20 protein-coding genes are annotated in these 23,154 nt (G+C 68.4%); 17 read left to right on the top strand and 3 right to left on the bottom strand.

All coding sequences use genetic code 11. The features are described from left to right. Window positions 1-181: 181 nt before the first annotated feature. From rimP to rbfA, 7 genes are read left to right on the top strand one after another with little or no spacing between them, the layout of a single operon-like run. A complete protein-coding gene (gene rimP / locus BMX37_RS07555; protein ID WP_093665111.1) occupies window positions 182-745 on the top strand; it encodes a ribosome maturation protein RimP in 564 nt (187 codons plus the stop codon). After that, entirely contained in the window at window positions 745-2,385 is a 1,641-nt protein-coding gene (gene nusA / locus BMX37_RS07550) for a transcription termination factor NusA (protein WP_093665109.1), read from the top strand. Before rimP ends, nusA begins: the two co-directional genes overlap by 1 nt. Beyond that, a complete protein-coding gene (locus tag BMX37_RS07545) occupies window positions 2,385-2,642 on the top strand; it encodes a tautomerase family protein (RefSeq protein WP_093665108.1) in 258 nt (85 codons plus the stop codon). The genes nusA and BMX37_RS07545 overlap by 1 nt, the downstream gene beginning before the upstream one ends. After that, window positions 2,623-3,390: a DUF448 domain-containing protein gene (locus BMX37_RS07540; protein WP_093665106.1), complete on the top strand. Its 768-nt coding sequence runs from the start codon at window positions 2,623-2,625 to the stop codon at window positions 3,388-3,390. Before BMX37_RS07545 ends, BMX37_RS07540 begins: the two co-directional genes overlap by 20 nt. Next, complete coding sequence (gene infB / locus BMX37_RS07535) at window positions 3,387-6,212, top strand: translation initiation factor IF-2 (protein WP_093665104.1); 2,826 nt, start codon at window positions 3,387-3,389, stop codon at window positions 6,210-6,212. Before BMX37_RS07540 ends, infB begins: the two co-directional genes overlap by 4 nt. 19 nt (window positions 6,213-6,231) lie before the next feature. Beyond that, a complete protein-coding gene (locus BMX37_RS07530) occupies window positions 6,232-6,609 on the top strand; it encodes a glyoxalase superfamily protein (RefSeq protein ID WP_093665102.1) in 378 nt (125 codons plus the stop codon). Continuing rightward, window positions 6,602-7,006, top strand: coding sequence for a 30S ribosome-binding factor RbfA (gene rbfA / locus BMX37_RS07525; protein WP_093665101.1), 405 nt, complete (start codon window positions 6,602-6,604; stop codon window positions 7,004-7,006). The genes BMX37_RS07530 and rbfA overlap by 8 nt, the downstream gene beginning before the upstream one ends. A gap of 10 nt (window positions 7,007-7,016) precedes the next feature. Here the strand turns inward: rbfA and BMX37_RS07520 are convergent, their stop codons facing one another. Continuing rightward, entirely contained in the window at window positions 7,017-7,724 is a 708-nt protein-coding gene (locus BMX37_RS07520; RefSeq protein WP_139198049.1) for a hypothetical protein, read from the bottom strand. A 122-nt stretch (window positions 7,725-7,846) separates the two neighbouring features. Between BMX37_RS07520 and BMX37_RS07515 the strand changes: the two genes are divergently transcribed. From BMX37_RS07515 to BMX37_RS07495, 5 genes are all read left to right on the top strand, one after another. Further along, on the top strand, window positions 7,847-8,425 hold the full coding sequence (locus tag BMX37_RS07515; RefSeq protein ID WP_093665097.1) for a thymidine kinase: 579 nt from the start codon (window positions 7,847-7,849) through the stop codon (window positions 8,423-8,425). After that, window positions 8,422-9,321 carry a tRNA pseudouridine(55) synthase TruB gene (gene truB / locus BMX37_RS07510; RefSeq protein ID WP_093665095.1) on the top strand — a complete coding sequence of 300 codons (900 nt, stop codon included), beginning with the start codon at window positions 8,422-8,424 and terminating at the stop codon, window positions 9,319-9,321. Before BMX37_RS07515 ends, truB begins: the two co-directional genes overlap by 4 nt. 20 nt (window positions 9,322-9,341) lie before the next feature. Continuing rightward, window positions 9,342-9,611, top strand: coding sequence for a 30S ribosomal protein S15 (gene rpsO, locus BMX37_RS07505; protein WP_093665093.1), 270 nt, complete (start codon window positions 9,342-9,344; stop codon window positions 9,609-9,611). A 232-nt stretch (window positions 9,612-9,843) separates the two neighbouring features. After that, window positions 9,844-12,225: a polyribonucleotide nucleotidyltransferase gene (gene pnp / locus BMX37_RS07500; protein WP_093665091.1), complete on the top strand. Its 2,382-nt coding sequence runs from the start codon at window positions 9,844-9,846 to the stop codon at window positions 12,223-12,225. Between the two features lie 252 nt (window positions 12,226-12,477). Continuing rightward, complete coding sequence (locus BMX37_RS07495; protein WP_244501448.1) at window positions 12,478-13,794, top strand: YihY/virulence factor BrkB family protein; 1,317 nt, start codon at window positions 12,478-12,480, stop codon at window positions 13,792-13,794. A gap of 74 nt (window positions 13,795-13,868) precedes the next feature. Here the strand turns inward: BMX37_RS07495 and BMX37_RS07490 are convergent, their stop codons facing one another. After that, window positions 13,869-16,361: a glycoside hydrolase family 3 protein gene (locus BMX37_RS07490; RefSeq protein WP_425288443.1), complete on the bottom strand. Its 2,493-nt coding sequence runs from the start codon at window positions 16,359-16,361 to the stop codon at window positions 13,869-13,871. 130 nt (window positions 16,362-16,491) lie between these two features. Then, complete coding sequence (locus tag BMX37_RS07485) at window positions 16,492-18,198, bottom strand: class I adenylate-forming enzyme family protein (protein WP_093665088.1); 1,707 nt, start codon at window positions 18,196-18,198, stop codon at window positions 16,492-16,494. Between the two features lie 65 nt (window positions 18,199-18,263). Here BMX37_RS07485 and lgt point away from each other — a divergent pair, with 65 nt between their 5' ends. Genes lgt through BMX37_RS07460 form a run of 5 tightly spaced genes read left to right on the top strand, consistent with a single transcriptional unit; the run spans window position 18,264 to window position 22,919 of the window. Beyond that, window positions 18,264-19,175: a prolipoprotein diacylglyceryl transferase gene (lgt, locus tag BMX37_RS07480; protein ID WP_093665086.1), complete on the top strand. Its 912-nt coding sequence runs from the start codon at window positions 18,264-18,266 to the stop codon at window positions 19,173-19,175. After that, complete coding sequence (locus BMX37_RS07475) at window positions 19,175-20,275, top strand: class I SAM-dependent methyltransferase (protein ID WP_244501473.1); 1,101 nt, start codon at window positions 19,175-19,177, stop codon at window positions 20,273-20,275. Before lgt ends, BMX37_RS07475 begins: the two co-directional genes overlap by 1 nt. Further along, window positions 20,272-20,781 (top strand): GNAT family N-acetyltransferase, encoded by a 510-nt coding sequence (locus tag BMX37_RS07470; protein ID WP_093665084.1) that lies wholly within the window; start codon window positions 20,272-20,274, stop codon window positions 20,779-20,781. Before BMX37_RS07475 ends, BMX37_RS07470 begins: the two co-directional genes overlap by 4 nt. Beyond that, window positions 20,778-21,542, top strand: a complete 765-nt coding sequence (gene pgeF / locus BMX37_RS07465) for a peptidoglycan editing factor PgeF (RefSeq protein WP_093665083.1) — start codon at window positions 20,778-20,780, stop codon at window positions 21,540-21,542. Before BMX37_RS07470 ends, pgeF begins: the two co-directional genes overlap by 4 nt. A 51-nt stretch (window positions 21,543-21,593) precedes the next feature. Next, window positions 21,594-22,919, top strand: coding sequence for a cystathionine gamma-synthase family protein (locus BMX37_RS07460; RefSeq protein WP_093665081.1), 1,326 nt, complete (start codon window positions 21,594-21,596; stop codon window positions 22,917-22,919). The last annotated feature ends 235 nt before the right edge of the window (window positions 22,920-23,154 follow it).

The following is a 23,154-nucleotide window of genomic DNA, read 5'->3' as shown; positions in this document are numbered from 1 at the left end:
AACCGCCCGGCCGCGCCGCTGCCCCGCCCCTGCCCCCTCTCTAAGAAGCCGGCTTGTGCCGCCCGTCCCGAGTGGGTATATTGCACGTGCATTCTCTACATCGTCAGATGAAGAGGCTGCGGGGTTCGCCCCGCGGCGGCAAAAGGCCTGTGCGACTGAACGCTGTTTTCTCGGAGTCCTCATGGCGGACATCGCCGCATTGACCGCATTGATCGAACCGGAGGCGACCGCCCTCGGCTTCGACCTGGTGCGCGTGAAGATGTACGGGGGGCAATCCGACCCGACGTTGCAGGTCATGGCGGAACGGCCGGACACGCGCCAGCTGACGATCGACGATTGCGCCGACCTGTCGCGCCGTATTTCCGACCGGCTCGATGCGCTGGAGTCGGAGGGGCGGGATCCGATCGAGGGCGCGTACCGGCTGGAGGTGTCCAGCCCGGGAATCGACCGGCCGCTGACCCGCGCCAAGGACTATGCCGACTGGGCCGGGCATGAGGCGCGCCTGACGCTGACCGAAAAGGTCGATGGTCGTAAGCAGCTGACCGGCGACCTGGTCGGAATCGAGGGCGAGGACGTCACGATCGCGGTGCGTGGGCATCAGCGGATGACGGTTGCCCTGTCGCAGATCGCGGACGCGAAGCTGACCATCACCGACCGGCTGATCGCCGCCACCGCTCCGCTGTCCACCGAGGGCGCGGACGAATTCTACGAAACACACGAATCCGAAGCAGAGGAAACCCACTGATGGCCAGTGTCGCCACCGCCAATCGTGCGGAGCTGATCGCGATCGCCAACTCGGTCGCGTCCGAGAAGATGATCGATCGCGGCATCGTGATCGAGGCGATGGAGGACGCGATCCAGCGCGCCGCCAAGGCCCGTTACGGCGCGGAGAACGACATCCGTGCGAAGCTGGACCCCAATTCCGGCGACCTGCGCCTGTGGCGCGTCGTCGAGGTGGTCGAGCAGGTCGACGATTATTTCAAGCAGGTCGACCTGAAGGGCGCGGCCAAGCTGCAAAAGGACGCCGAGATCGGCGACTTCATCGTCGATCCGCTGCCCCCGATCGAGTTCGGCCGCATCGCGGCACAGGCCGCCAAGCAGGTCATCTTCCAGAAGGTCCGCGACGCCGAGCGCGAGCGTCAGTTCGACGAGTTCAAGGACCGTCAGGGTGAGATCATCACCGGCGTCGTGAAGCGGGTCGAGTTCGGCCACATCGTCGTCGACCTGGGCCGGGCAGAGGGCGTGATCCGCCGCGACGCGCAGATCCCGCGCGAGGTTGTGCGCGTCAACGACCGCATCCGCTCGCTGATCCTGAACGTACGTCGCGAGAATCGCGGGCCGCAGATCTTCCTGTCCCGCGCGCATCCCGACTTCATGAAGCGGTTGTTCGCGCAGGAAGTGCCCGAGATCTATGACGGCATCATCGAGATCAAGGCAGCGGCGCGCGATCCGGGCAGCCGTGCGAAGATCGGCGTCATCAGCCACGATTCCTCCATCGACCCGGTCGGCGCCTGCGTCGGCATGAAGGGCAGCCGCGTGCAGGCGGTGGTGCAGGAGATGCAGGGCGAAAAGATCGACATCATCCCTTGGTCGCCCGACACCGCGACCTTCGTCGTCAACGCCCTTCAGCCCGCGTCCGTGTCCCGCGTCGTGATCGACGAGGAAGAGGACCGGATCGAGGTGGTGGTGCCCGACGACCAGCTGTCGCTGGCGATCGGCCGCCGTGGCCAGAACGTGCGCCTGGCCAGCCAGCTGACCGCGAAGGCAATTGACATCCTGACCGAGGCGGATGCTTCCGAAAAGCGTCAGAAGGAGTTCGTCGAGCGGTCCGAGATGTTCCAGAACGAGCTGGACGTGGACGAGACGCTGGCGCAGCTGCTGGTCGCCGAGGGCTTCTCCGAACTGGAGGAGGTCGCTTATGTCGAGCTGGACGAGCTGGCCGCGATCGAGGGCTTCGACGAGGACTTGGCGCAGGAACTGCAGAGCCGCGCGCAGGAAGCACTGGAGCGGCGCGAGCAGGCCAATCGCGACGAGCGCACGGCACTGGGCGTATCGGACGATCTAACCACCATGCCGTACCTGACCGAGGCGATGCTGGTCACGCTGGGCAAGGCGGGCATCAAGACGCTGGACGACCTGGCCGACCTGGCCACCGACGAGCTGGTCGAGAAGAAGCGCATCGAGCCCCGCCGCCGCAACGAGGACGCACCCAAGCGCCCCGAGCCGAAGGGCGGCATCCTGTCGGCCTATGGCCTGACCGACGAGCAGGGTAACGAGATCATCATGGCCGCACGCCAGCACTGGTTCGCGGACGATGAGGACGCGGCAGAGAGCGAGACCGAGACCCAGGCGGGCGACGAAGCGGCGGAGGGCGAGCAGGCCTGATGCCCTTTGTTTCGATCCGACTCGCGGGCTCCGCCACCAAGGAGCAGAAGGCCGGCATCGTCGCGGACGTGACGGGCTCGCTGGTGTCGCGGCTGGGCAAGAACCCGGCCGCGGTCCAGATCGTGATCGAGGAAGTGTCGACCGAGAATTACGGCGCGGGCGGCCAGCTGATCGCCGACCGCGACGCCGCACAGGCCCGCAGCGGCTCGGCTCCCGCGTCCAAGCAGGGAGACGCGCATGCGGAACCCGGGCGATGAGATCGTCACGCTAGACGAAAACGGCGACACGGCGGGCGCGGGCGAAGGCCCGGTCCGCTCCTGCATCCTGACGCGGACCCGCGATTCGCGCGACGCGCTGATCCGCCTGGTGCTCACACCCGGCGGTCAGGTGCTGCCCGACCTGCGTGCCAAGGCGCCGGGGCGCGGCGCCTGGATCGGCGCGACCCGAGCCGAGCTGGATCACGCGATGGCGAAGGGACGGCTGCGCGGTGCCCTGTCGCGCGCGTTCAAGACCGGCGACATCGCCGTACCCGACGACCTGTCCACGCGCATCGCGGCCGGGCTGGAGCGCGCGGTGCTCGACCGGCTGGGGCTGGAGGCACGCGCCGGGCACCTGCTCACCGGGTCCGACCGGATCGAGACCGCGGCGCGCGGCGGACAGCTCCGCGCGCTGTTCCACGCCGCCGACGCCAGTGCGGACGGCGCCCGACGCCTTGCCCAGGCGTGGCGGGTCGGATCGGACAAAGAGGGCAGCGACCTCAAAGGGGTGGTATTGCCGCTGCCCCGTACCATATTGGCATTGGCGCTGGGCCGGGAGAATGTGGTACATCTCGGCCTGACCGACCGCGCTGCGGCTGCACGGGTGAGCGAGACGCTCGACCGGTGGCTGCACTTCATCGGACCCGATCAAGACGCCCAGCCTTGCGAAACGGCCTCGCGAGGTTCATCGGCGCCCGGAGTTTCCGGGGCGAACGCCGGCCGTAAACGTAACGAGGAATCTGAGTGAGCGAGACCGACAACGACAAGCCGAAACTTGGCATGCGCGCGCCATTGGGCGTGAAGCGCACGGTCGAGACCGGCAAGGTGAAGCAGAGCTTCAGCCACGGCCGCTCCAATACGGTGATCGTGGAAACCAAGAAGGCGCGGACGTTCCGCCGCCCGGGAGAGGCAGCGCCTGCCGCAGAGGCGCCCGCCCCCACGCCGCCCGTCCAGCCCGAAGTGCGCGCGCCGCAGCCGGCGCCGCGCCCCGCCCCCTCGAACGAGACGCCGCAGGAGCGGTCGGCCCGATTGTTCCGCGAGGCGGAAGAGCAGCGGATGCATTCGCTCGAGGAATCGCGTCGTCGCGAGGAGAGCGATCGCGCGCGCCACGCCGAGGAGGAGCGCGCCCGCGCCGCCGAGCGTGCTGCCGCGGCGGCCGCCCCCGCGCCCGAACCGACGCCCGAGCCGGAACCGGCCCCCGCGCCCGTCGCCGAGCAGCCCGCGACCGCGCCCGCGCCGACCATTTCCGTGCCGACCCCGGCCGGTCGCGGCTTCCGCCCGGTCGAGCGGCCAGTGCCGGTCGTCGCGCCCGAACCGGTCGCGTCGGAGCCGGAGCCTGTGCAGGCGGCCGAGCCGGTGCAGCCAGCGCCTGCCACACCCGTCACACCGCCGCCCGCGCCTGCCCCAGCCCCCGCGCCGCGCGCCGCCGCGCCGTCGGTGGAGCTGAGCCGCGATCCGGCGATGCCCGCGCCTCGCCGGTTTTCGCCAGTCGCCCGTCCGGAAATCCCCAAGCCGCAGCCCAAGCCCGTGGCGAAGCCGGCGACTGCCGCTCCCGTCGCGCAGCAGAGCAGCCCTCAGGGCAGCGCGCCGCGGTCCATGCCGGCCGGCGTCGCGACGCCGCGCAATTCTCCCGCGCGCCCCGCACCGCAGCAGCGCGATCGCAAGGGCGACGAGCGTCGCGGCGGCAAGCTGACCGTCAATCGCGCGCTGAACGAGGATGGCGGCGCACGCGCTCGCAGCCTCGCCGCGCTGAAGCGTGCGCGCGAAAAGGAAAAGCGCTCCTTTGGCGGCCCGCGCGAGGCGCAGGCCAAGCAGGTTCGCGACGTGCAGGTGCCGGAGGCGATCACCGTCCAGGAACTCGCCAACCGCATGGCGGAAAAGGGTGCGGACCTGGTCAAGGCGTTGTTCAAGATGGGCATGCCCGTCACCATGACGCAGACGATCGACCAGGACACGGCCGAGCTGCTGGTGACCGAATTCGGCCACAACATCAGCCGCGTGTCCGAATCCGACATCGATCTGGCGATCGACACGACCGAGGATGCGCCCGACTCGATGAAGCCGCGTCCCCCGGTGGTGACGATCATGGGCCATGTCGACCACGGCAAGACCTCGCTGCTCGACGCGCTGCGCGGCACGGACGTTGTGCGCGGCGAGGCCGGCGGCATCACCCAGCATATCGGCGCCTATCAGGTGACGCTGAAGGACAAGTCGAAGATCACCTTCCTCGACACGCCGGGCCACGAGGCGTTCACCCAGATGCGTGCGCGCGGCGCCAACGTCACGGACATCGTGGTGCTGGTGGTGGCGGCCGACGACGGGCTGATGCCGCAGACGATCGAGGCGATCAACCACACCAAGGCGGCTGGCGTGCCGATGATCGTGGCGATCAACAAGGTCGACAAGTACGACGCCAACCCCCAGCGCGTGCGCGAGCGCCTGCTGGAGCATGAGGTCGTGGTCGAGGAGATGGGCGGCGACGTCCAGAACGTCGAAGTGTCCGCGCTGAAGAAGACCGGTCTGGACGAGCTGATCGAGAAGATCCAGCTGCAGGCCGAGCTGCTTGAGCTGCAGGCGAACCCGGATCGTCCGGGTGAGGGCACGGTGATCGAGGCGAAGCTGGACAAGGGTCGCGGCCCGGTCGCGACCGTCCTGGTCAACCGTGGTACGCTGAAGGTCGGCGACGTGTTCGTCATCGGCGCCGAAAGCGGCAAGGTCCGTGCGCTGGTCGACGACAAGGGTCGTCAGATCAAGCTGGCCGGTCCCGCGATGCCGGTGGAGGTGCTGGGCATGTCCGGCGTGCCATCGGCGGGCGATCCGTTGCAGGTCGTCGAGAACGAGGCCCGCGCCCGTGAGGTCGCGGAGTATCGTCAGGGCGTGCTGACGCAGAAGCGGACCACCTCGGCCCCCGCCAGCCTGGAGAGCATGTTCTCCGCGCTGCGTGCGGATCAGGCCAAGGAATATCCGCTGGTCGTCAAGGCGGATACGCAGGGCACCGTCGAGGCGATCGTCGCGTCGATCAACAAGATCTCGACCGACCTCATCAAGGCACGGGTGCTGCACTCGGGCGTCGGCGGCATCACCGAATCCGACGTGACGCTGGCGGGTGCTTCGGGCGCGCCGATCATCGGCTTCAACGTCCGAGCCAATGCCAAGGCACGCGAGATCGCCGAGCGGCAGAAGGTGGCGTTGAAGTATTACGACGTCATCTACGACCTGATCGACGAGATCCGGGCGGGCATGGCCGGCGAGCTGGGTCCGGAAGCGTTCGAGACGGTGGTCGGTCGTGCGGAAATCCGCGAGGTCTTCTCCGCGGGCAAGCATGGCAAGGCCGCGGGTCTGCTGGTCACCGAAGGTGTCATCCGCAAGGCGCTCAAGGCGCGCATCACGCGCAACGATGTCATCATCTACCAGGGAGAGATCGCGTCGCTGCGTCGCTTCAAGGACGATGTGGCGGAGGTTCGCGCGGGTCTGGAATGCGGCGTGACGTTCAGCCAGAACTTCACGGACATCAAGGCCGGCGACTTCCTCGAAACCTTCGAGGTCGAGCTGCGCGAACGGACGCTGTAAGCTGGAACGGGAACCGGTCATGCCGACACTTGGCGCGCCGGTTCCCATCCTGCGATCGTTCGACGCGGATCGCACGCGCGCCTTCTACCTCGACTTCCTCGGCTTTTCGCTGGTGTTCGAGCATCGGTTCGAGCCGGGGTTGCCGCTTTACATGGGCGTGCGGCATGGAAACTGCGTGCTGCACCTCAGCGAGCATCATGGCGACTGTACGCCCGGTTCCGCCATCCGCGTGCCCGTCGACGACGTGGTCGCCTATGCCGCGCACCTGCGGTCCAGGGCCTATGCCAACGCCCGTCCGGGCGAACCCCAACCCACCCCCTGGAACACGCTTGAAGTGACGATCACCGACCCTGCCGCCAATCGACTAACGTTTTTCACGGAGTCCGCCCATGGCTAAGCCTGGACTACAGGCAGGTGATGCGTCCGTGCGCACGCTGCGCGTCGGCGAACAGGTCCGTCACATTCTGTCCGAGATCCTGCAACGCGGCGACGTGCATGACGACACGCTCAGCCGCCACATGGTCAGCGTGACGGAGGTGCGCATGTCGCCCGACCTGCGCCACGCCACCGTGTTCGTGAAGCCGCTGCTCGGCCGCGACGAAGATGAGGTGTTGAAGGCACTCCGCACCAACACCGCCTATCTCCAGCGCGAAGTCGCTCACCGCGTGAAGATGAAATATGCCGCGCGTCTGAAGTTCCTGCCCGACGAAAGCTTCGACGAGGGCACGCGCATCGACGCGCTGCTGCGAGCGCCCGACGTCGCGCGGGACCTGGACGAACACAGCGCCGACTGAGCGCGCCGCGCTACCCGGCGGGCGCGGCGGCGGCAGCGACGCGCGACAGCTTGTACATCGCCTCCCCCGCGGATCCGCGCAGGGTCGGTCGGGTGACGCGAACCGTCTCCCCCTCCGACAGGCAGTTCGCCATGGCGGGCTTCAGTTGCTCCACCGCCGCATCCTCCCGCTTGTCATAGGGCCGCGCGATCAACAACGCATGGACCTGCTGCGGCGCCCGCCGCGCGATGCAGTCGCCGAATGCGCGCGCCGGCAGGTACGTGGGCGGAAGGGCCGCGACATCGCCGTCGAAGTCGGCAGCAAAGCGCATGGGGGGCAGAGCGGCGATGCCCGCCACCGGCCCGGTGATCCCGTAATCGCGCCGGTACAGCGCCGGATACAGCGCCGCGCGGAAGCTCGCCGGCTGCATGCGCATCTCGATCTTGGAATGCGCGCGGGTGGCCGCGGCGTTCAGGCAGGTCATATCCGCCGCCTTCATGCTGGCCGGAAAGAAGCCGTCGCTGTCGGGCACGGTGCGCAGGAACTGTTCGACCGGCACGCGGAAGCGTTTGTGCGACACGACGCAGTCGGCATAGTCGGCCAATTGGGCCTCCGCCTGATGCGGCGGCATGGACGCCCCTTGCTGCGCCCATGTTGCTGACGCGCTCAGGCCCCCTGCCATCAGGGCCCCTGCCACCAGCCCCCCTGCCATGGGCCCCATCGCGATCATCCGCTTCATCGCCTCACCCTACTGCCGGTATGGCGTGACATCACCTGCACGGTGCCGGCACCCGTGCATCGGGGGGTCGGTGGTGAAGCGGGTGGCATTCGCCGCCCCGATCCGCCAAACGCTGCCCCTCTATGGCCAAGCTGTATTTCTATTATGCGTCGATGAACGCGGGCAAGTCGACCAACCTGCTGCAAGCCGACTTCAACTATCGCGAGCGCGGCATGAACACGATGCTGTTCACCGCAGGGATCGACGACCGCTTCGCCCATGGCACCATCACGTCGCGCATCGGCCTGTCGGCGACCGCAACCCCGTTCGATGCCAACACCGACCTGCTCGCCTGCGCGCTGGATCGTCACCGGACACAGGCGCTGGCCTGCGTCCTGGTCGACGAGGCGCAGTTCCTGTCGGCGGCACAAGTCGACGGGCTGGCGCGACTCGCCGACGCGCACGGCATCCCGGTTCTCGCCTATGGGCTGCGCACCGATTTTCGCGGGCAATTGTTCGAGGGGTCGGCGCGCCTGCTCGCGCTTTCCGATTCGCTGGTGGAGATCAAATCGGTCTGCACCTGCGGGCGCAAGGCGAGCATGAACCTGCGGGTCGATGCGGCCGGCCACGCTATCGCCGAGGGGCAGCAGACGGAGATCGGCGGCAACGACCGCTATGTCGCGCTATGTCGCCGACACTTCAACGAGGCGCTCGGCCGATGAGCGCGCTGCACGGCTGGATCATCCTCGACAAACCGCTGGGCCTGGGTTCGACACAGGCGGTGTCCGCGATCAAGCGCGGCCTGCGGACGGCGGGGCTTGGCAAGGCCAAGGTGGGGCATGGCGGCACCCTGGACCCGCTGGCGTCCGGCGTGCTGCCGATCGCGCTGGGGGAGGCGACCAAGCTGGCCGGGCGGATGCTGGACAGCGACAAGATCTACGACTTCACCGTCCGCTTCGGTGTCCAGACGGACACGCTGGATGCGGAAGGGACAGCGATCGCGACCAGCGACGTTCGGCCGACCCGTGCCGCACTCGACGCGGTGCTGCCGCGCTTCACCGGCCCGATCGACCAGATGCCGCCCGCCTTTTCTGCGCTCAAGGTCGACGGGCGCCGCGCCTACGACCTGGCCCGCGCAGGCGAGGAGGTGGTGTTGGCATCGCGCGCGGTGACGGTCCACGCATTGAGTGTAGAGGCGGCGTCCGGCGAGCCACTCCCTGAGGCGACGCTGCGCGCGCATGTGTCGAAGGGCACGTATATCCGCTCGCTCGCCCGCGACATCGCCCTGGCACTGGACACGGTCGGTCATGTCACCCATCTGCGTCGGGTGAAGGCGGGGCCGTTCGACCTGGACCAGGCGATATCGCTGGACAAATGGGACGAAGCCGCTAAGGCGCGCACCCTTGAACACCTACTCCTGCCGTTGAGGGCGGGGCTGGACGACATCCCGGCTCTTCCCCTCACCCCCGATCAGGCAGGGGCGCTCCGTCAGGGGCGCGTTCTGGTCGGGATGCAGGCCGCAGACGGTGCGACCTTTGCGACGTTCCAGGACACGCCCGTGGCGCTGGTCGAGGTTCGTGGCGGAGAGGTCCGCGTCATCCGCGGCTTCAACCTGTAAACGATGTCGAAGGACCTTTCATGACGATCACTGCCGAGCGCAAGGAAGCGCTGATCAAGGAACACGCCCGCGCAGAGGGCGACACCGGTTCCGCAGAGGTGCAGGTCGCGATCCTGACGGAGCGCATCCGCAACCTGACCGAGCACTTCAAGGGTCACAAGAAGGACAACCACTCGCGTCGCGGCCTGCTGATGATGGTCAACAAGCGTCGCGCGCTGCTGGATTACCTCCGCAAGTCGGACGGCCAGCGCTATATCGACCTCATCGCGAAGCTCGGTCTTCGCAAGTGACGGAAAGGCGGCCCTCGGGTCGCCTTTTTGTCATCCCGGACCCTGTGTCCGGGCCCACGCCGCCGATGGCATGCGTGGAGAGATGGTCCCCGGGCCGATCCCGGGGATGACGGAGAAAGGGCAATCCGGTCCGATCTCCCCGGAGCGACGACACGCTCCACACCGCCGCGGGCCGGCTTAGCCCGCATACAGGCCCCCACCGCATCGGGCGGTGGGAGTGAAGGAAACTAGAATGTTCGATACCCAGAAGGTCAGCATCGAGTGGGGCGGAAAGACCCTGACGCTCGAAACCGGCAAGGTCGCCCGTCAGGCCGACGGCGCCGTGATCGCCACCCTTGGCGAGACGGTCGTGCTGTGCGCGGTCACCGCCGCCAAGACGGTCAAGGAAGGGCAGGATTTCTTCCCGCTCACCGTTCATTACCAGGAGAAGTTCTCCTCCTCCGGCCGCATCCCCGGCGGCTTCTTCAAGCGCGAGCGTGGCGCCACCGAGCGTGAGACGCTGGTGTCCCGCCTGATCGATCGCCCGATCCGCCCGCTGTTCCCGGAAGGGTTCTACAACGAGATCAACTGCATCGCGCAGGTGATGAGCTATGACGGCGAGAACGAGCCGGACCTGCTCGCGATGGTCGCCGCCTCCGCCGCGATGACGCTGTCGGGCGTGCCCTTCATGGGTCCGATCGGTGCGGCGCGCGTCGGTTACAAGGACGGCGAGTACCAGTTGAACCCGTCCGACGCGGAAGTCGCGACCGGCGACCTGGACCTGATGGTCGCAGCGACTCACGACGCCGTGATGATGGTCGAGTCGGAGGCCAAGGAACTGTCCGAGGACGTGATGCTGGGCGCGGTGATGTTCGCGCACAAGGCGAGCGCGCAGGTGATCGACGCGATCATCCAGCTGGCTGAAAAGGCGGCAAAGGACCCGTGGGAGCTGAAGACGGGCACCGACCTGTCGGCCCACAAGACCAAGCTGAAGGGCCTGATCGGCAAGGACCTGGCCGCGGCCTACAAGCTGACCAACAAGGCCGAGCGCCAGAACGCCGTCAACGCTGCCCGCACCAAGGCGCGCGAGGCGTTCGAGGACCTGAAGCACGACAACCCCGCCGAATATCTCGGCACGCTGAAGCTGGTGAAGAAGCTGGAGGCGGAGATCGTCCGCGGCCAGATCCTGAACGAGGGCGTGCGCATCGACGGCCGCGACACCAAGACGGTGCGTCCGATCGAGGCGGAGGTCCACTTCCTGCCGCGTGCGCACGGTTCGGCGCTGTTCACGCGCGGCGAGACGCAGACCATCGCCACCACGACGCTGGGCACCCGCGACGCGGAGCAGATGATCGACGGGCTGAACGGCCTGTCGTACCAGCACTTCATGCTGCACTATAACTTCCCGCCCTATTCGGTCGGTGAAGTCGGCCGCTTCGGCGCGCCGGGTCGGCGCGAGGTCGGTCACGGCAAGCTGGCATGGCGCGCGCTGCACCCGGTGCTGCCGACCAAGGAAGAGTTCCCGTACACCATCCGCGTCACCAGCGACATCACGGAGAGCAACGGCTCCTCGTCGATGGCGACCGTCTGCGGCGGCTCGCTGTCGCTGATGGATGCGGGCGTGCCGCTGAAGCGCCCGGTGTCGGGCATCGCGATGGGCCTGATCCTGGAAGGCGACAAGTTCGCCGTTCTCAGCGACATCCTGGGTGACGAGGATCACCTGGGCGACATGGACTTCAAGGTAGCCGGCACGTCCGAGGGCATCACCAGCCTTCAGATGGACATCAAGATCGCCGGCATCACCGAGGAGATCATGAAGGTCGCGCTGGCTCAGGCGCATGAGGGCCGCGCGCACATCCTGGGCGAGATGGCGAAGGCGCTGGGCGAGACCCGGACCGAGCTGTCCGCGCACGCGCCGCGCATCGAGACCTTCACGATCGACAAGTCGAAGATCCGCGAAGTGATCGGCACCGGCGGCAAGGTGATCCGCGAGATCGTCGCCACCACCGGCGCGAAGGTCGACATCGACGACGAGGGCGTCATCAAGGTGTCGTCGTCCGACAGCGCGCAGATCGATGCCGCGATCAAGTGGATCAAGGGCCTGGTCGAAGAGGCCGAGGTCGGCAAGATCTATGATGGCAAGGTCGTCAACATCGTCGATTTCGGTGCGTTCGTGAACTTCATGGGTGGCAAGGACGGCCTCGTCCACGTGTCCGAGATGAAGAACGAGCGCGTCGAGAAGCCGACGGACGTCGTGTCCGAAGGCCAGGCGGTGAAGGTCAAGGTCCTGGAGATCGATCCGCGCGGCAAGGTTCGCCTGTCGATGCGCGTCGTCGACCAGGAAACCGGCGCCGAGCTGGAGGACACGCGTCCGGCGCGTCAGCCCCGTGAGGGCGGCGAGGGTCGCGGTGACCGTGGCCCCCGCGGCGACCGTGGCGAAGGTCGCGGCGAAGGTCGGGGCGACCGTGGTCCGCGCCGTGACGGCGACCGCAACCGCGGCCCGCGTCGCGATGGCGGCGATCGTGGTCCCCGGCGCGAGCGCGGTGAGGGCGGCAACGGCGGCAATGGCGGCGGCAACGATGACGGCCCCGCGCCCGAGTTTGCTCCCGCCTTCCTGACCGGCGACCGCGACTGATCGTCACGACAGGTTGACTTGGAAAAAGGGTCCGGCAGCGATGCCGGGCCCTTTTTCGTTTGCGGCGTCAGGACGAAGCGGTTTGCGTGTCCAGGCGCGGTCGCGGGCGGACGCCGTTATCGATCGAGGCCCCCTCGTTCAGGGCCATGCCCAAGCGGACGTCGCGTAGGTCGGAGGGGCCGTCGGCGGCGAACGAACTGACACGCCATCGACGCCCGATCGCGACGTGTCGGCAGCGCAACGGATCGGATCGTGCCCGCTGCCGTTACCCTTGCCATGGCGACATCACAGGCATCCGGCGATTTGGACAACAAGGGACGTGACGCGGACAGCCCGTGGCACATGCCGCTTTCCGCGTGGAAGACGGTGCTGTGGCGGACCTGGACGGAGGCGGGCAACGACAATGTCGGCCTGATCGCGGCGGGTGTCGCCTTTTACGGGTTCCTCGCCATCGTCCCCGTGCTGGCGTCCCTGGTGCTGGTCTATGGCCTGATCGCCAGCCCGCAGACGGTGATCGACAATGTCCGTTCGTTGGCCGATGCGATGCCGCGCGACGCCGCCCAACTGGTCGGCGACCAGCTGATGACGGTGGTCAAGACGTCGGACGGCAAGAAGGGCTTCGGCCTGCTGCTCGCGCTGGCGCTGGCGCTGTTCGGCGCGCGCAACGGCGCGGGGTCAGTCATCACCGCGCTGAACGTCGCCTATGAAGAGCGGGAAAAGCGCAACTTCCTGTGGGTCAACCTGCTCGCCATCGGCATCACGGGGGCGGCGGTGCTGATCGCGATCGTCGCCATCCTTGCGATCACCATGCTGGCCAAGCTTCAGGCGCTGCTGCCAGGCGCCCCTGACGTCGTGCTGGTAGTCGGCAAGGTGGTGTCGTACCTGCTGATGACGCTGGCCGGCGCAGCCGGGGCGGCGGCGCTTTACCGTTTCGGCCCTTCGCGCCAGCAGCCGCGCTGGCAATGGCTGTCGGCAGGATCGTTGTTCGCCGCGATCGGCTGGCTGCTGCTGACGCTGGGGTTCGGCATCTACGTCGCCAATTTCGGCAACTACAACGCCACCTATGGATCGCTGGGCGCGGTGGTCGTGCTGCTGACCTGGCTGTACCTGTCCAGCTACATCCTGATGTTCGGGGCCGAGCTGAACGCCGAACTGGAGCACCAGACGAAGCGGGATACCACCACCGGCCGGGCCCGTCCGTTGGGGGAACGCGGCGCGTGGGTCGCCGATCATGTCGCGGGCGAGGATGCCCCGCCCCCGCCCGCCCCCGCCGGGGCGACGCCGGCATCCGAGGAGCCTGCAAAGGCGCAGTCTCACTCCGCCGAGCCAATACAGGGCGGCATGGGCCGCGACTATCTGACGTTGCGCGTCACCGCGCGCACCGCGCGGCTGGCTGGGATGCCGAAGGTGGGCATGGCGCCGGCCGCGCTGGCCACATTGGGGCTGTCGCTGCTGAAGCGGCGAGAGCGGGCGCTGCCCGGCATCGCGGTCCTTGCATCCGCCGCCGGGCTGGCCTGGCTGGGCGGTGAGTCGAAGCGGCCGGACGCGGATGTGGAGCCGGATGAATAGTCGCCCGCGCCCTCGTCCGCCCAAGTCCGCGATGGGGTGACGACCGAATCAGCCGGTCCCCACCCCATATCGGTTCAGCGGGGGCAGCTCTTGCCGGCCGCAAAGGCGCTGGTCACCCGCACGCCGGAGATGTCGACACGGAACGGACCCCGCGCCGTCATGACGAAGGGCCGGTCCACCGCGCCCATATCCGCGCCGCCGTCGCCGAAACAGTGCAACGGCACTGCCAATTCGCCCCAGGCATTGGGTGCGGCGGTGAGCAGGGAGTTGACCGACACCGCGCCGACCTTGCCGCCGCCCCGCATCGCGATGGTGACGGGTCCGGTCGGCCGACCGGAGAGGCGGTATTCCATCACCAGGCTCAACTCGCCGTTGGTTTCCCGTCGCAGATCGATCGGCTTGGCCTGCATCAGACCGGCGCTGCCCTGCCCGGTCCAGGTCAGGCCGACGCTGTCCTCCTGCCCCCGCCGGTCCAGTCGTGACTGGGTGACGGCGGCATCCCGGAACCAGCTCGCGCCCTGCGCCAGCCGGCCGCGCACGAACAGCGCGTTCTGGTCGACGGACGACACCTCCGTCCGGGTCTCGTCCAGCCGGGCGACCGTCTGCGGCGCGGCATAGGTCAGGCCGTAGCCGATCGGGAACAGCGGATCGTAGTTCGGATCGCGCTTGTTGAGGACGAACTGGTCCAGCCGCTTCGGCCACGAAAAGCTGAGCTTGCCGGAAAAGTCCCGACGCGGCCGACCGTCGCGCCCGCCGACAAGCACGTCGGCGACACCACCGCCCTCGGTCCCCGGCAGGAATGCCGCGACAAAGGCGTCGGCGGCGTTGATCTCCGGGTTCACCCACATCGGCCGCCCGGACAGGAACACCGCCACCACGGGCACGCCCGCCGCCTTCAGCGTCTTCAACAGCGCCAGGTCGGACTTGTCCTCCGGCGAGTATTCCAGCGTCGGCCGGTCGCCCTCGAACTCGGCATAAGGCTTTTCGCCGAACACCACCACGGCGACGTCCGGCTTGGTCGCATAGCGGCCATCCGGCGCCAGCGTCGCGCGGCCACCCCCGGCGCGTACCGCCTGGTCGATGCCGGTCCAGATCGACTGGCCGTTGGGATAGTCCTTGTTGGTGACCTCCGTACCCTGCCAGGTGATGGACCAGCCGCCCGCCTGTTGCGGGATGTTGTCCGCGCCCGTGCCGGCGACCAGGATGTTCGCCCCCGACTTCAACGGCAGCACGCCGCCATTGTTCTTCAGCAGCACCAACGACTTTGCCACCGCTTCACGCGCGATCGCGCGGTGTTCGGGGCTGCCCAGCTGATTGAACTGTCCGGCCAGCGCCCGGCTCGACGGACGCCCCTTGTCGAACGTGCCGGCCAGCACCTTGACCCGCAGGATGCGGCGCACCGCGTCGTCCAGCCGCGCGGCGGGGATGCGCCCGTCCTTCGCCTCCGCCAGCGTGTTGGCGTAGAGATCCTTCCACTTGGGGCCGGAATACATGAACATGTCCAGCCCGGCGTTGATCGCGGCCGGGCAATCCTCCGCCGTGCAGCCGGGCACCTGGCCATGCGCGTTCCAGTCCCCGACGGCGAAGCCCTGAAAGCCCATGCGGTCCTTGAGCACGCCGGTCAGCATGCTCTTGTTCCCGGTCATCTTCTCCCCGTTCCAGCTGGAGAAACTGGGCATCACCGCCAGCGCACCGGCGGCAAGCCCGGTGAAATATCCCGCCCCGTGCACGTCGCGCAGCACCGTTTCCGACACGCGTGTATCGCCCTGATCGCGGCCGCCGGTGCCGCCATCGCCCAGGAAATGCTTGATCGAGGAAATGACGTGGCCGGGCCCCATGAAGTCCTTGCCCGGTTCGCCCTGGATGCCCTCGACCATCTTGCCGGCATAGGAGGCGACGATCGCGGGGTCCTCCGAATAGCTTTCATAGGTGCGGCCCCAGCGGTCGTCCTGCACCACCGCCACGGTCGGCGCGAAGCTCCAGTCGATACCGGTCGCCGCCGTCTCCTCGGCGGTGGCGCGGCCGATCTTCTTCACCAGCTCCGGATCGCGCATCGCGCCCAGGCCGATATTGTGCGGAAACAGCGTCGCGCCGATGATGTTGTTGTCGCCGTGCACCGCGTCGGTGCCCCAGATCACCGGAACCTTGGGCCGGCCGTCGCTGCGCATCATCGACGCGTCGTAAAAGGCGTCGAACAGCTTCAGCCACTCGGCCGCGGGCGCGCGCTCGTCATTGTTCGGGGCGGAATTGCCGCCGTTCAGGACGGAGCCGATCTTGTAGGTTTCCAGGTCCTTGGGCGTGATCGACGCGATGTCGACCTGCAACAGCTGGCCGACCTTGTCCTCCACGGTCATGCGGCGCAGCATCGCATCGACCCGCGCCTCCACCTTGGGATCGCGCTTCAGGCGGATGTCCAGCTTCGGCCACAGTTCGGGATGTGCGACGGCGGAGGCATTGGCCGACGCCGGGGCCCCGGATTGCGCGGTCGTGCCCGCCTGCGCCCAGATCGGCGCGCCCGTCGCCAGCGCGATCGCCACGGCCCCGGCCGCGACCATGGTGTTCCTCATCCGCATCCTCGACTCCCCTGCCATCTGATCCGTGGCTTACCCATCACAAAGACGGCGTTGTGACACCGTTGTCAACCGACCTTCGGCATCGGTATTATGCCCAAGCCGGTGCGGCGACACCGTTGTTGCGTCAAGGCTCCCGATTGCCCTGTTCCCACTCGGCGACGCAGGATCGGGCCAGCGCCGCCTTGTCGACCTTTTCCGACCCCAGTCGCGGGAACGGGGCCGTCGTGATCCAGATGCGCGCCGGCGCCTTGAACGCGGCGATCCGTCGCGACACGGTGGCGTGGAGCGTGGCAGCGTCGACCGCCGCGCCCTCCGCCAATCGCACGACCGCGCCGGGCACCTCGCCCAGGCGCGCGTCCGGCAGCGGGAACGCGGCCGCCTCCACCACGCCGGGGCACGCGCACAAGGCGGCTTCGACCTCGCCGCACCCGATATTCTCGCCGCCCCGGATGACGATGTCCTTCTTGCGCCCGGTCAGAAACAGATAACCGTCCGTGTCCAGGTGACCCAGGTCGCCGGTCAGGACGAAGCCATCGGCGGTGAAGGCGGCGGCCGTCGCCTGCGGGTCCCCCCAGTAACAGCTGAAGTTGCACACGGAGCGCATCGCCACCTCGCCCGTCCGACCCGGCCCGAGCCGCCCTCCGACCGCGTTGACGATCGCGATCTCCACCAGGGGCGCACTCGGACGTCCGACCGACGCGGGCTTGGCCAGATAATTGGATCGCCAATTGGCACAGCCCAGCGCGTTGCTCTCCGTCAGGCCATAGCCGGTCAGTGGCGCGCCCGGCATGGCGGCGGCGATCCGGGCGACATGATCCGGCGGACGCGCGGCGCCCCCCGCCGAGAAATCGGTCACGCTCGACAGGTCGAACGCTGCGCGATCGGGGTGGAGCAGCAAGTCCAGGCTCATCGTCGGCACCCCGATGAAATAGGTGACGCGCTCCGCCGCGATCAGCCGCATCGCCTCCTCCGCATCCCAGCGCCGCATCACCACCAGCTTGCGCCCGAGCGCGAAGCTTTGCAGCAGCACCGACACCGATGCGGTGACGTGGAACAGGGGCAGGTTGAGCAGGGTAGCCGGTTGCGGAGATGGCGATGCCCGCTGAGGCTCGACCGCGCGCAGCACCGTGCCCTGTAGCAGAAAGCCGAACACGGCCTGCACCACGGCGCGGTGAGTCGACAGCACGCCCTTCGGCCGACCCGTGGAGCCGGAGGTGAACAGGATCGTCGCCGGGTCGTCCGGGGCGATGACAGGCAATGTGGCGGCGGCGTCACACCCTTTGCCGCCGAGGCCGGCCAGAACAGCGGAAAAGGCGTCGCCGTCGTCGATGACGATCACACGCGCGCCCGCCTCCTCCCCGGCCTCCATTCGCGCCATGCGCGCCGGGTCCGCGAAGACCAGGCGGCAATCGACGTCGCGGATCGCCGCCGCGATCTCCTCGCCCTGCCACCAGCCGTTGAACAGGGTCGCGATCCCTCCCGCCGCCAGGATGCCCAGATAGAGCGCGACCCAGGCCGGGGAGTTGCCCATCACGATGCCGACCCGGTCGCCGGGTCTGACGCCGTGCCGGGCGACAAGCGCCCGTGCGACCGCCTCCGCCGCCGTCAGCACCTCCCCGAAGGTCAGCCGCTCGGCACCGGCGACCAGGAACGTCGCGTCGCGGTGCTGCCACCCGTACGTCGTGACATAGGCCGGCACGCTCGGCGGCACGTCGGCGATGGCGGGCACGGTCGTGCCATGGGACGCCACGCGCTCCACGGCGAAGCGGCCGCCGGGCGAGCACAGCTCCGCCAGCGCCACGTGCATCCGCCGGTCGAGCTCGCTTGGCAAAGAGTGTCTCCGCTTGGGGTTTCGCGCGGCCCTGCTATGAGGGCCGGCACCTTGAGGGAAAAGCCTTGATCCTGCCGCTTCTCGCGCCACTCATCACCGATGCCGCCGCCCATGCGGCGGGCGGCCATATCCGATTCACCGACCTGGGGCTCAGCCCGGTCCTGGCGTCCTTCTGGGGTTTCGACCTGCGCTGGTACAGCCTGGCGTACATCACCGGCATCATGCTGGGCTGGTGGTACCTGCTGAAGCTGACGGATCAGCCGGGCGCCGCCATGGCCCGCCGCCATGCCGACGATCTGGTCTTCTACGCCACGCTGGGCATCATCCTGGGCGGGCGCATCGGCTATGTGATCTTCTACGCGCCGGACATGGTCCTGCATCCGCTGCGCATCCTGCGCCTGTGGGACGGGGGCATGAGCTTCCACGGCGGCGTGATCGGCACGTCGCTGGGGCTGATCCTGTTCGCCCGCGCGCACAAGCTGGACTGGCTGCGCGTGCACGATTTCGTCGCGTGCTGCGTGCCGTTCGGGCTGTTCTTCGGCCGGCTCGCCAATTTCGTGAACGGAGAGCTGTGGGGGCGCCCGACGGACGTGCCCTGGGCGATCGTCTTCCCCAATACCGTCCCCTATCCCCTGATCGAACCGGCGCGGCACCCCAGCCAGCTGTATGAGGCGGGGCTGGAGGGCATCGTGCTGTTCGCGGTGCTGTGGTACGCGTTCTGGCGGACGCGCGCCCGCTACGAGCCGGGCAAGCTGGTCGGCATTTTCCTGCTCGGATACGGCCTTGCCCGCTATGTCGTGGAATTCTTCCGCGAGCCGGATCGCCAGTTCGGCGGCACCATATTCGACACGCCGGGCATCCATATGGGTCAGCTGCTGTGCCTTCCCATGATCCTGGGCGGCGCGTACCTGATCGCGACCGCGAAGGGCCGCCGCACCCGTGTCGAGCCGATCGCGGGCACCACGAGCGTCGCGTGATGGCCGCGGCCGGCACCGAGGAACGCGAGGTCGGCGCATCGCCGGGCGGCGAAGGGGCGCTGGCCGACCGGCTCGCGCGTGCGATCACGCTGGCCGGGCCGATGCCGGTGTCGCGGTTCATGGCCGCCGCCAATGCGCATTACTACGCCACGCGCGATCCGCTGGGCGCGGGCGGCGATTTCGTCACAAGCCCGGAAATCAGCCAGATGTTCGGCGAACTGGTCGGGCTGTGGGCGGCGGACCTGTGGGATCGGGCCGGGCGCCCGGATGCGGCATGGGTAGAGCTGGGTCCCGGCCGCGGCACGCTGAGCGTCGACGCGCTGCGGGCGATGGCCAAGGCGGGATGGCGACCGCCGGTGCATCTGGTGGAGACCAGCCCGACGCTCCGTTCCGTGCAAGGTGAGCGGATCGCCGGTGCGACATGGCACGACAGCGTCGACACACTGCCCGACGACCGGCCGCTGATCGTCGTCGCCAACGAGTTCTTCGACGCGCTGCCGATCCGTCAGTTGGTCAAGCGGGGCGACGGCTGGCACGAGCGGCTGGTCGCGTGCCAGGACACGCTGTTCCTGCCGATCGCCGGGCCGCCCGTACCCGATGCCGTGGTGCCGGAGTCGCTGCGCGATGCTCCGGCCGGCGCGATGCTGGAGGTGGCGCCGGCGGCCGTCGCGGTGATCCGTTCGCTCGGTGAGCGCCTGCGGGCACAGGGCGGCTCGCTCCTCGCGATCGATTACGGCCATGAAGGGCCGGCACTCGGCGACACGTTCCAGGCGGTGCGCGGGCATGCCTTTGCCAATCCGTTCGACGCGCCGGGGGAACAGGACCTGTCCGCGCATGTCGATTTCACCACGCTGGCCGCGGCGGGCCAGGCGCATGGGCTGGCGGCATGGGGGCCGGTCGAACAGGCGGAATGGCTGATCCGGCTGGGCATCGACGCCCGCGCCGCCGCGCTGGCCCGCGCCACGCCCGACCGTGGCGACGACATCGCGGCCGACCGGATGCGGCTGGTCAACGGTGCGGAGGCGAACGGGATGGGCGCGCTGTTCAAGGTGCTGGCGCTGACCGCGCCGGGTTGGCCCGGCCCGGCGGGGTTCGCATGATCGGCTATCGTGCGTCCGAGCCCGGCGACGCGGCGGAGATCGGCGCGGTCGCGACGCAGGCCTATGTGGAGACGTTCGAGGGATTGTACCGTCAGGGCGATCTCGACGCGTTCCTGCCGGCGGCGTTCGGTCCGGCGGGCCTGCAGGCGCATGTGTCGGACCCAAGCTACACCATCCGTGTCGCGACCGACCGGGACACAATCATTGGCTTCGCGAAGCTCGGGCCGGTCATGTTCCCGGGCGACTGGCCTGCCGATGCGGTCGAGCTGCACCAGCTGTATGTGCTGAAGGATCATCTGGGCGCGGGTGTCGGTCCGGCGTTGATGGACTGGGCGATCGCCACCGCGCGCGGTCGGGGTGCGGGGCAGCTGGTGCTGTCGGTCTATGTCGACAACCACCGGGCGAAGCGGTTCTACGCCCGGTACGGCTTCGTCGATATCGGCCGCTACGACTTCGCGGTCGGCAGCACGATCGATGAGGATCGTCTGATGAGGCTGATGCTGTGAGCGTGGAGGTGATCGCCGCGCGCGTGCTGGACGGTGTTCCGCACGGCTTCCTGGGGCGGCGCGGCGGCGTGTCGACGGGGGGGATGGCCGGGCTGAACGTCGGGTTGGGGTCCGATGACGATCCCGCCGCGGTGGCGCGCAACCGCATGCTGGCCGCGGACGCGGTGCTGCCGGGCGCGAGGCTGGTCACCCCCTATCAGATCCATTCCGCCTCCGCCGTGACGGTGCTGCACCCCTTTGCCGACGATGCGCGTCCCCATGCCGACGCGCTGGTCACCGACCGGCCCAGCCTGTTGCTCGGCATCCTGACCGCCGATTGCGCACCGGTGCTGTTGTGGGACCGCCAGGCCGGCGTCGTGGCGGCCGCGCATGCGGGGTGGAAGGGGGCGCTGGGCGGCGTCACCGACGCGACCCTTGCCGCGATGGAGGCGCTGGGCGCGGATCGCGGCCGCGTCGCGGCGGCCGTGGGTCCGTGCATCGCGCGCGCCAGCTACGAGGTCGATGACGCGTTCCTGGCCCGCTTCGCCGCCGCCGACGCGGCGAACGAGCGCTTCTTCTCTCCCGCAAAGCCGGGTCACCAGCGCTTCGACCTGGAGGCCTATGTCCTCCACCGCCTCGCCGCGGCCGGGGTCACGCAGGTGCAGGCGATGGGGCTGGACACCTATGCCGACCCGGCGCGTTTCTACAGCTATCGCCGCGCGACCCACCGTGCGGAGCCGTCCTATGGCCGGCAGATCAGCCTGATCGGATTGCCGGCCTAGTTTCGTTTGCAACGATCCGGCGCTATTCAGGCGGGCAAGGAGTACCCAGCCATGACCGACACGCCGAACGAGACCGAAGCCGCCCTGACCGGCGTGCCAGCGACCCCGCCCAAGGACGACACGCCCAAGTCGATCGGCGACCGCAAGCTGAAGCCTGCGACGCTGATGATGGGCCACGGTTTCGACCCGGCCTTGTCAGAGGGGTCGCTGAAGCCGCCGATCTTCCTCACCTCCACCTTCGTGTTCCCCAGCGCCGCGGCCGGAAAGCGCCATTTCGAAGGCGTGACGGGCAAGCGTCCGGGCGGTGCCGAGGGCCTGGTCTATTCGCGCTTCAACGGCCCCAATCAGGAAATCCTCGAGGACCGGCTGGCGGTCTGGGAAGAGGCGGAGGACGCGCTCGCCTTTTCCAGCGGCATGTCCGCCATCGCGACGCTGTTCCTGTCGATGGTGGAGCCGGGCGACACGATCGTCCATTCCGGCCCGCTGTACGCCGCGACCGAGACGCTGATCGGCAAGGTCCTGGGCCGCTTCGGCGTCCGTTGGCTCGACTTCCCCGCCGGGGCGACGCGCGAGGAGATCGACGCGGTGATGGCAAAGGCCGCCGGATCGGGCCGCGTCGCGCTGATCTATCTGGAAAGCCCGGCCAACCCGACCAACGCGCTGGTCGATGTGGAGGCGGTGGTGGCCAGCCGCGATGCCGCCTTCCCGAACGGCGAAAAGCCGCCGATCGCGATCGACAACACGTTCCTGGGCCCGTTGTGGCACAAGCCGTTGCAGCACGGCGCGGACATCGTCGTCTATTCGCTGACCAAATATGCCGGCGGCCATTCCGACCTGGTCGCGGGCGGCGTGCTCGGGTCCAAGGAGCACATCAACACGATCCGTTCGATGCGCAACACGATCGGCACGATCTGCGACCCCAACACGGCATGGATGCTGCTGCGCTCTCTGGAGACGCTGGAGCTGCGCATGAGCCGCGCGGGCGAGAACGCGGCAAAGGTGTGCGCGTATCTGCGCGACCATGCCAAGGTGGAACGCGTCGGCTATCTCGGCTTTCTCGAAGGGACGGACGCGCGTCAGGCCGACATCTATCGCCGGCATTGCAGCGGTGGCGGCTCCACCTTCTCGCTTTACCTGAAGGGCGGCGAGGCGGAGGCTTTCCGGTTCCTGGATGCGCTGAAGATCGCCAAGCTGGCGGTCAGCCTGGGCGGCACGGAGACGCTGGCCAGCCATCCCGCCGGCATGACCCACCTGTCGGTGCCTGAGGCACGCAAGGCGGCACTGGGCATCACCGACAATCTGGTCCGCATCTCCATCGGCGTCGAGGATGCCGACGACCTGATCGCCGATTTCGAGCAGGCTCTCGACGCGATCTGACACCCCTTCGCGGTTCGGCCGAGGCACCCGCCTCGGCCGACTGACGGGAAACGACCGTCGAACTATGCGTGGACGGCGACACGTCATGGCCGATCACTTGCGGCCGGCCTGCGCTTCCCTGCGAATCGGGCTCGTGCACCTCTCGCCAAACGACTCCGGTGCGTCCCGGCCGTTCCGACGCCGCCCAACTGCCGGCTTGAATTAGACTTTGGTCTAACAGTACCGCGCCACCGGA

It is taken from the genome of Sphingomonas gellani, from assembly GCF_900110035.1.
Lineage (GTDB): Bacteria > Pseudomonadota > Alphaproteobacteria > Sphingomonadales > Sphingomonadaceae > Sphingomonas > Sphingomonas gellani.
The sequence above is the reverse complement of the archived record's forward strand: the minus strand, read 5'-3'. Positions and strand labels throughout refer to the sequence as shown.

Coding starts and splice junctions, on each gene's coding strand:
- rimP (WP_093665111.1), top strand. CDS start 182: ATGGCGGACATCGCCGCATTGACCGCATTGATCGAACCGGAGGCGACC.
- nusA (WP_093665109.1), top strand. CDS start 745: ATGGCCAGTGTCGCCACCGCCAATCGTGCGGAGCTGATCGCGATCGCC.
- BMX37_RS07545 (WP_093665108.1), top strand. CDS start 2,385: ATGCCCTTTGTTTCGATCCGACTCGCGGGCTCCGCCACCAAGGAGCAG.
- BMX37_RS07540 (WP_093665106.1), top strand. CDS start 2,623: ATGCGGAACCCGGGCGATGAGATCGTCACGCTAGACGAAAACGGCGAC.
- BMX37_RS07530 (WP_093665102.1), top strand. CDS start 6,232: ATGCCGACACTTGGCGCGCCGGTTCCCATCCTGCGATCGTTCGACGCG.
- rbfA (WP_093665101.1), top strand. CDS start 6,602: ATGGCTAAGCCTGGACTACAGGCAGGTGATGCGTCCGTGCGCACGCTG.
- BMX37_RS07520 (WP_139198049.1), bottom strand. CDS start 7,724: ATGAAGCGGATGATCGCGATGGGGCCCATGGCAGGGGGGCTGGTGGCA.
- BMX37_RS07515 (WP_093665097.1), top strand. CDS start 7,847: ATGGCCAAGCTGTATTTCTATTATGCGTCGATGAACGCGGGCAAGTCG.
- truB (WP_093665095.1), top strand. CDS start 8,422: ATGAGCGCGCTGCACGGCTGGATCATCCTCGACAAACCGCTGGGCCTG.
- rpsO (WP_093665093.1), top strand. CDS start 9,342: ATGACGATCACTGCCGAGCGCAAGGAAGCGCTGATCAAGGAACACGCC.
- pnp (WP_093665091.1), top strand. CDS start 9,844: ATGTTCGATACCCAGAAGGTCAGCATCGAGTGGGGCGGAAAGACCCTG.
- BMX37_RS07490 (WP_425288443.1), bottom strand. CDS start 16,361: ATGAGGAACACCATGGTCGCGGCCGGGGCCGTGGCGATCGCGCTGGCG.
- BMX37_RS07475 (WP_244501473.1), top strand. CDS start 19,175: ATGGCCGCGGCCGGCACCGAGGAACGCGAGGTCGGCGCATCGCCGGGC.
- BMX37_RS07470 (WP_093665084.1), top strand. CDS start 20,272: ATGATCGGCTATCGTGCGTCCGAGCCCGGCGACGCGGCGGAGATCGGC.
- BMX37_RS07460 (WP_093665081.1), top strand. CDS start 21,594: ATGACCGACACGCCGAACGAGACCGAAGCCGCCCTGACCGGCGTGCCA.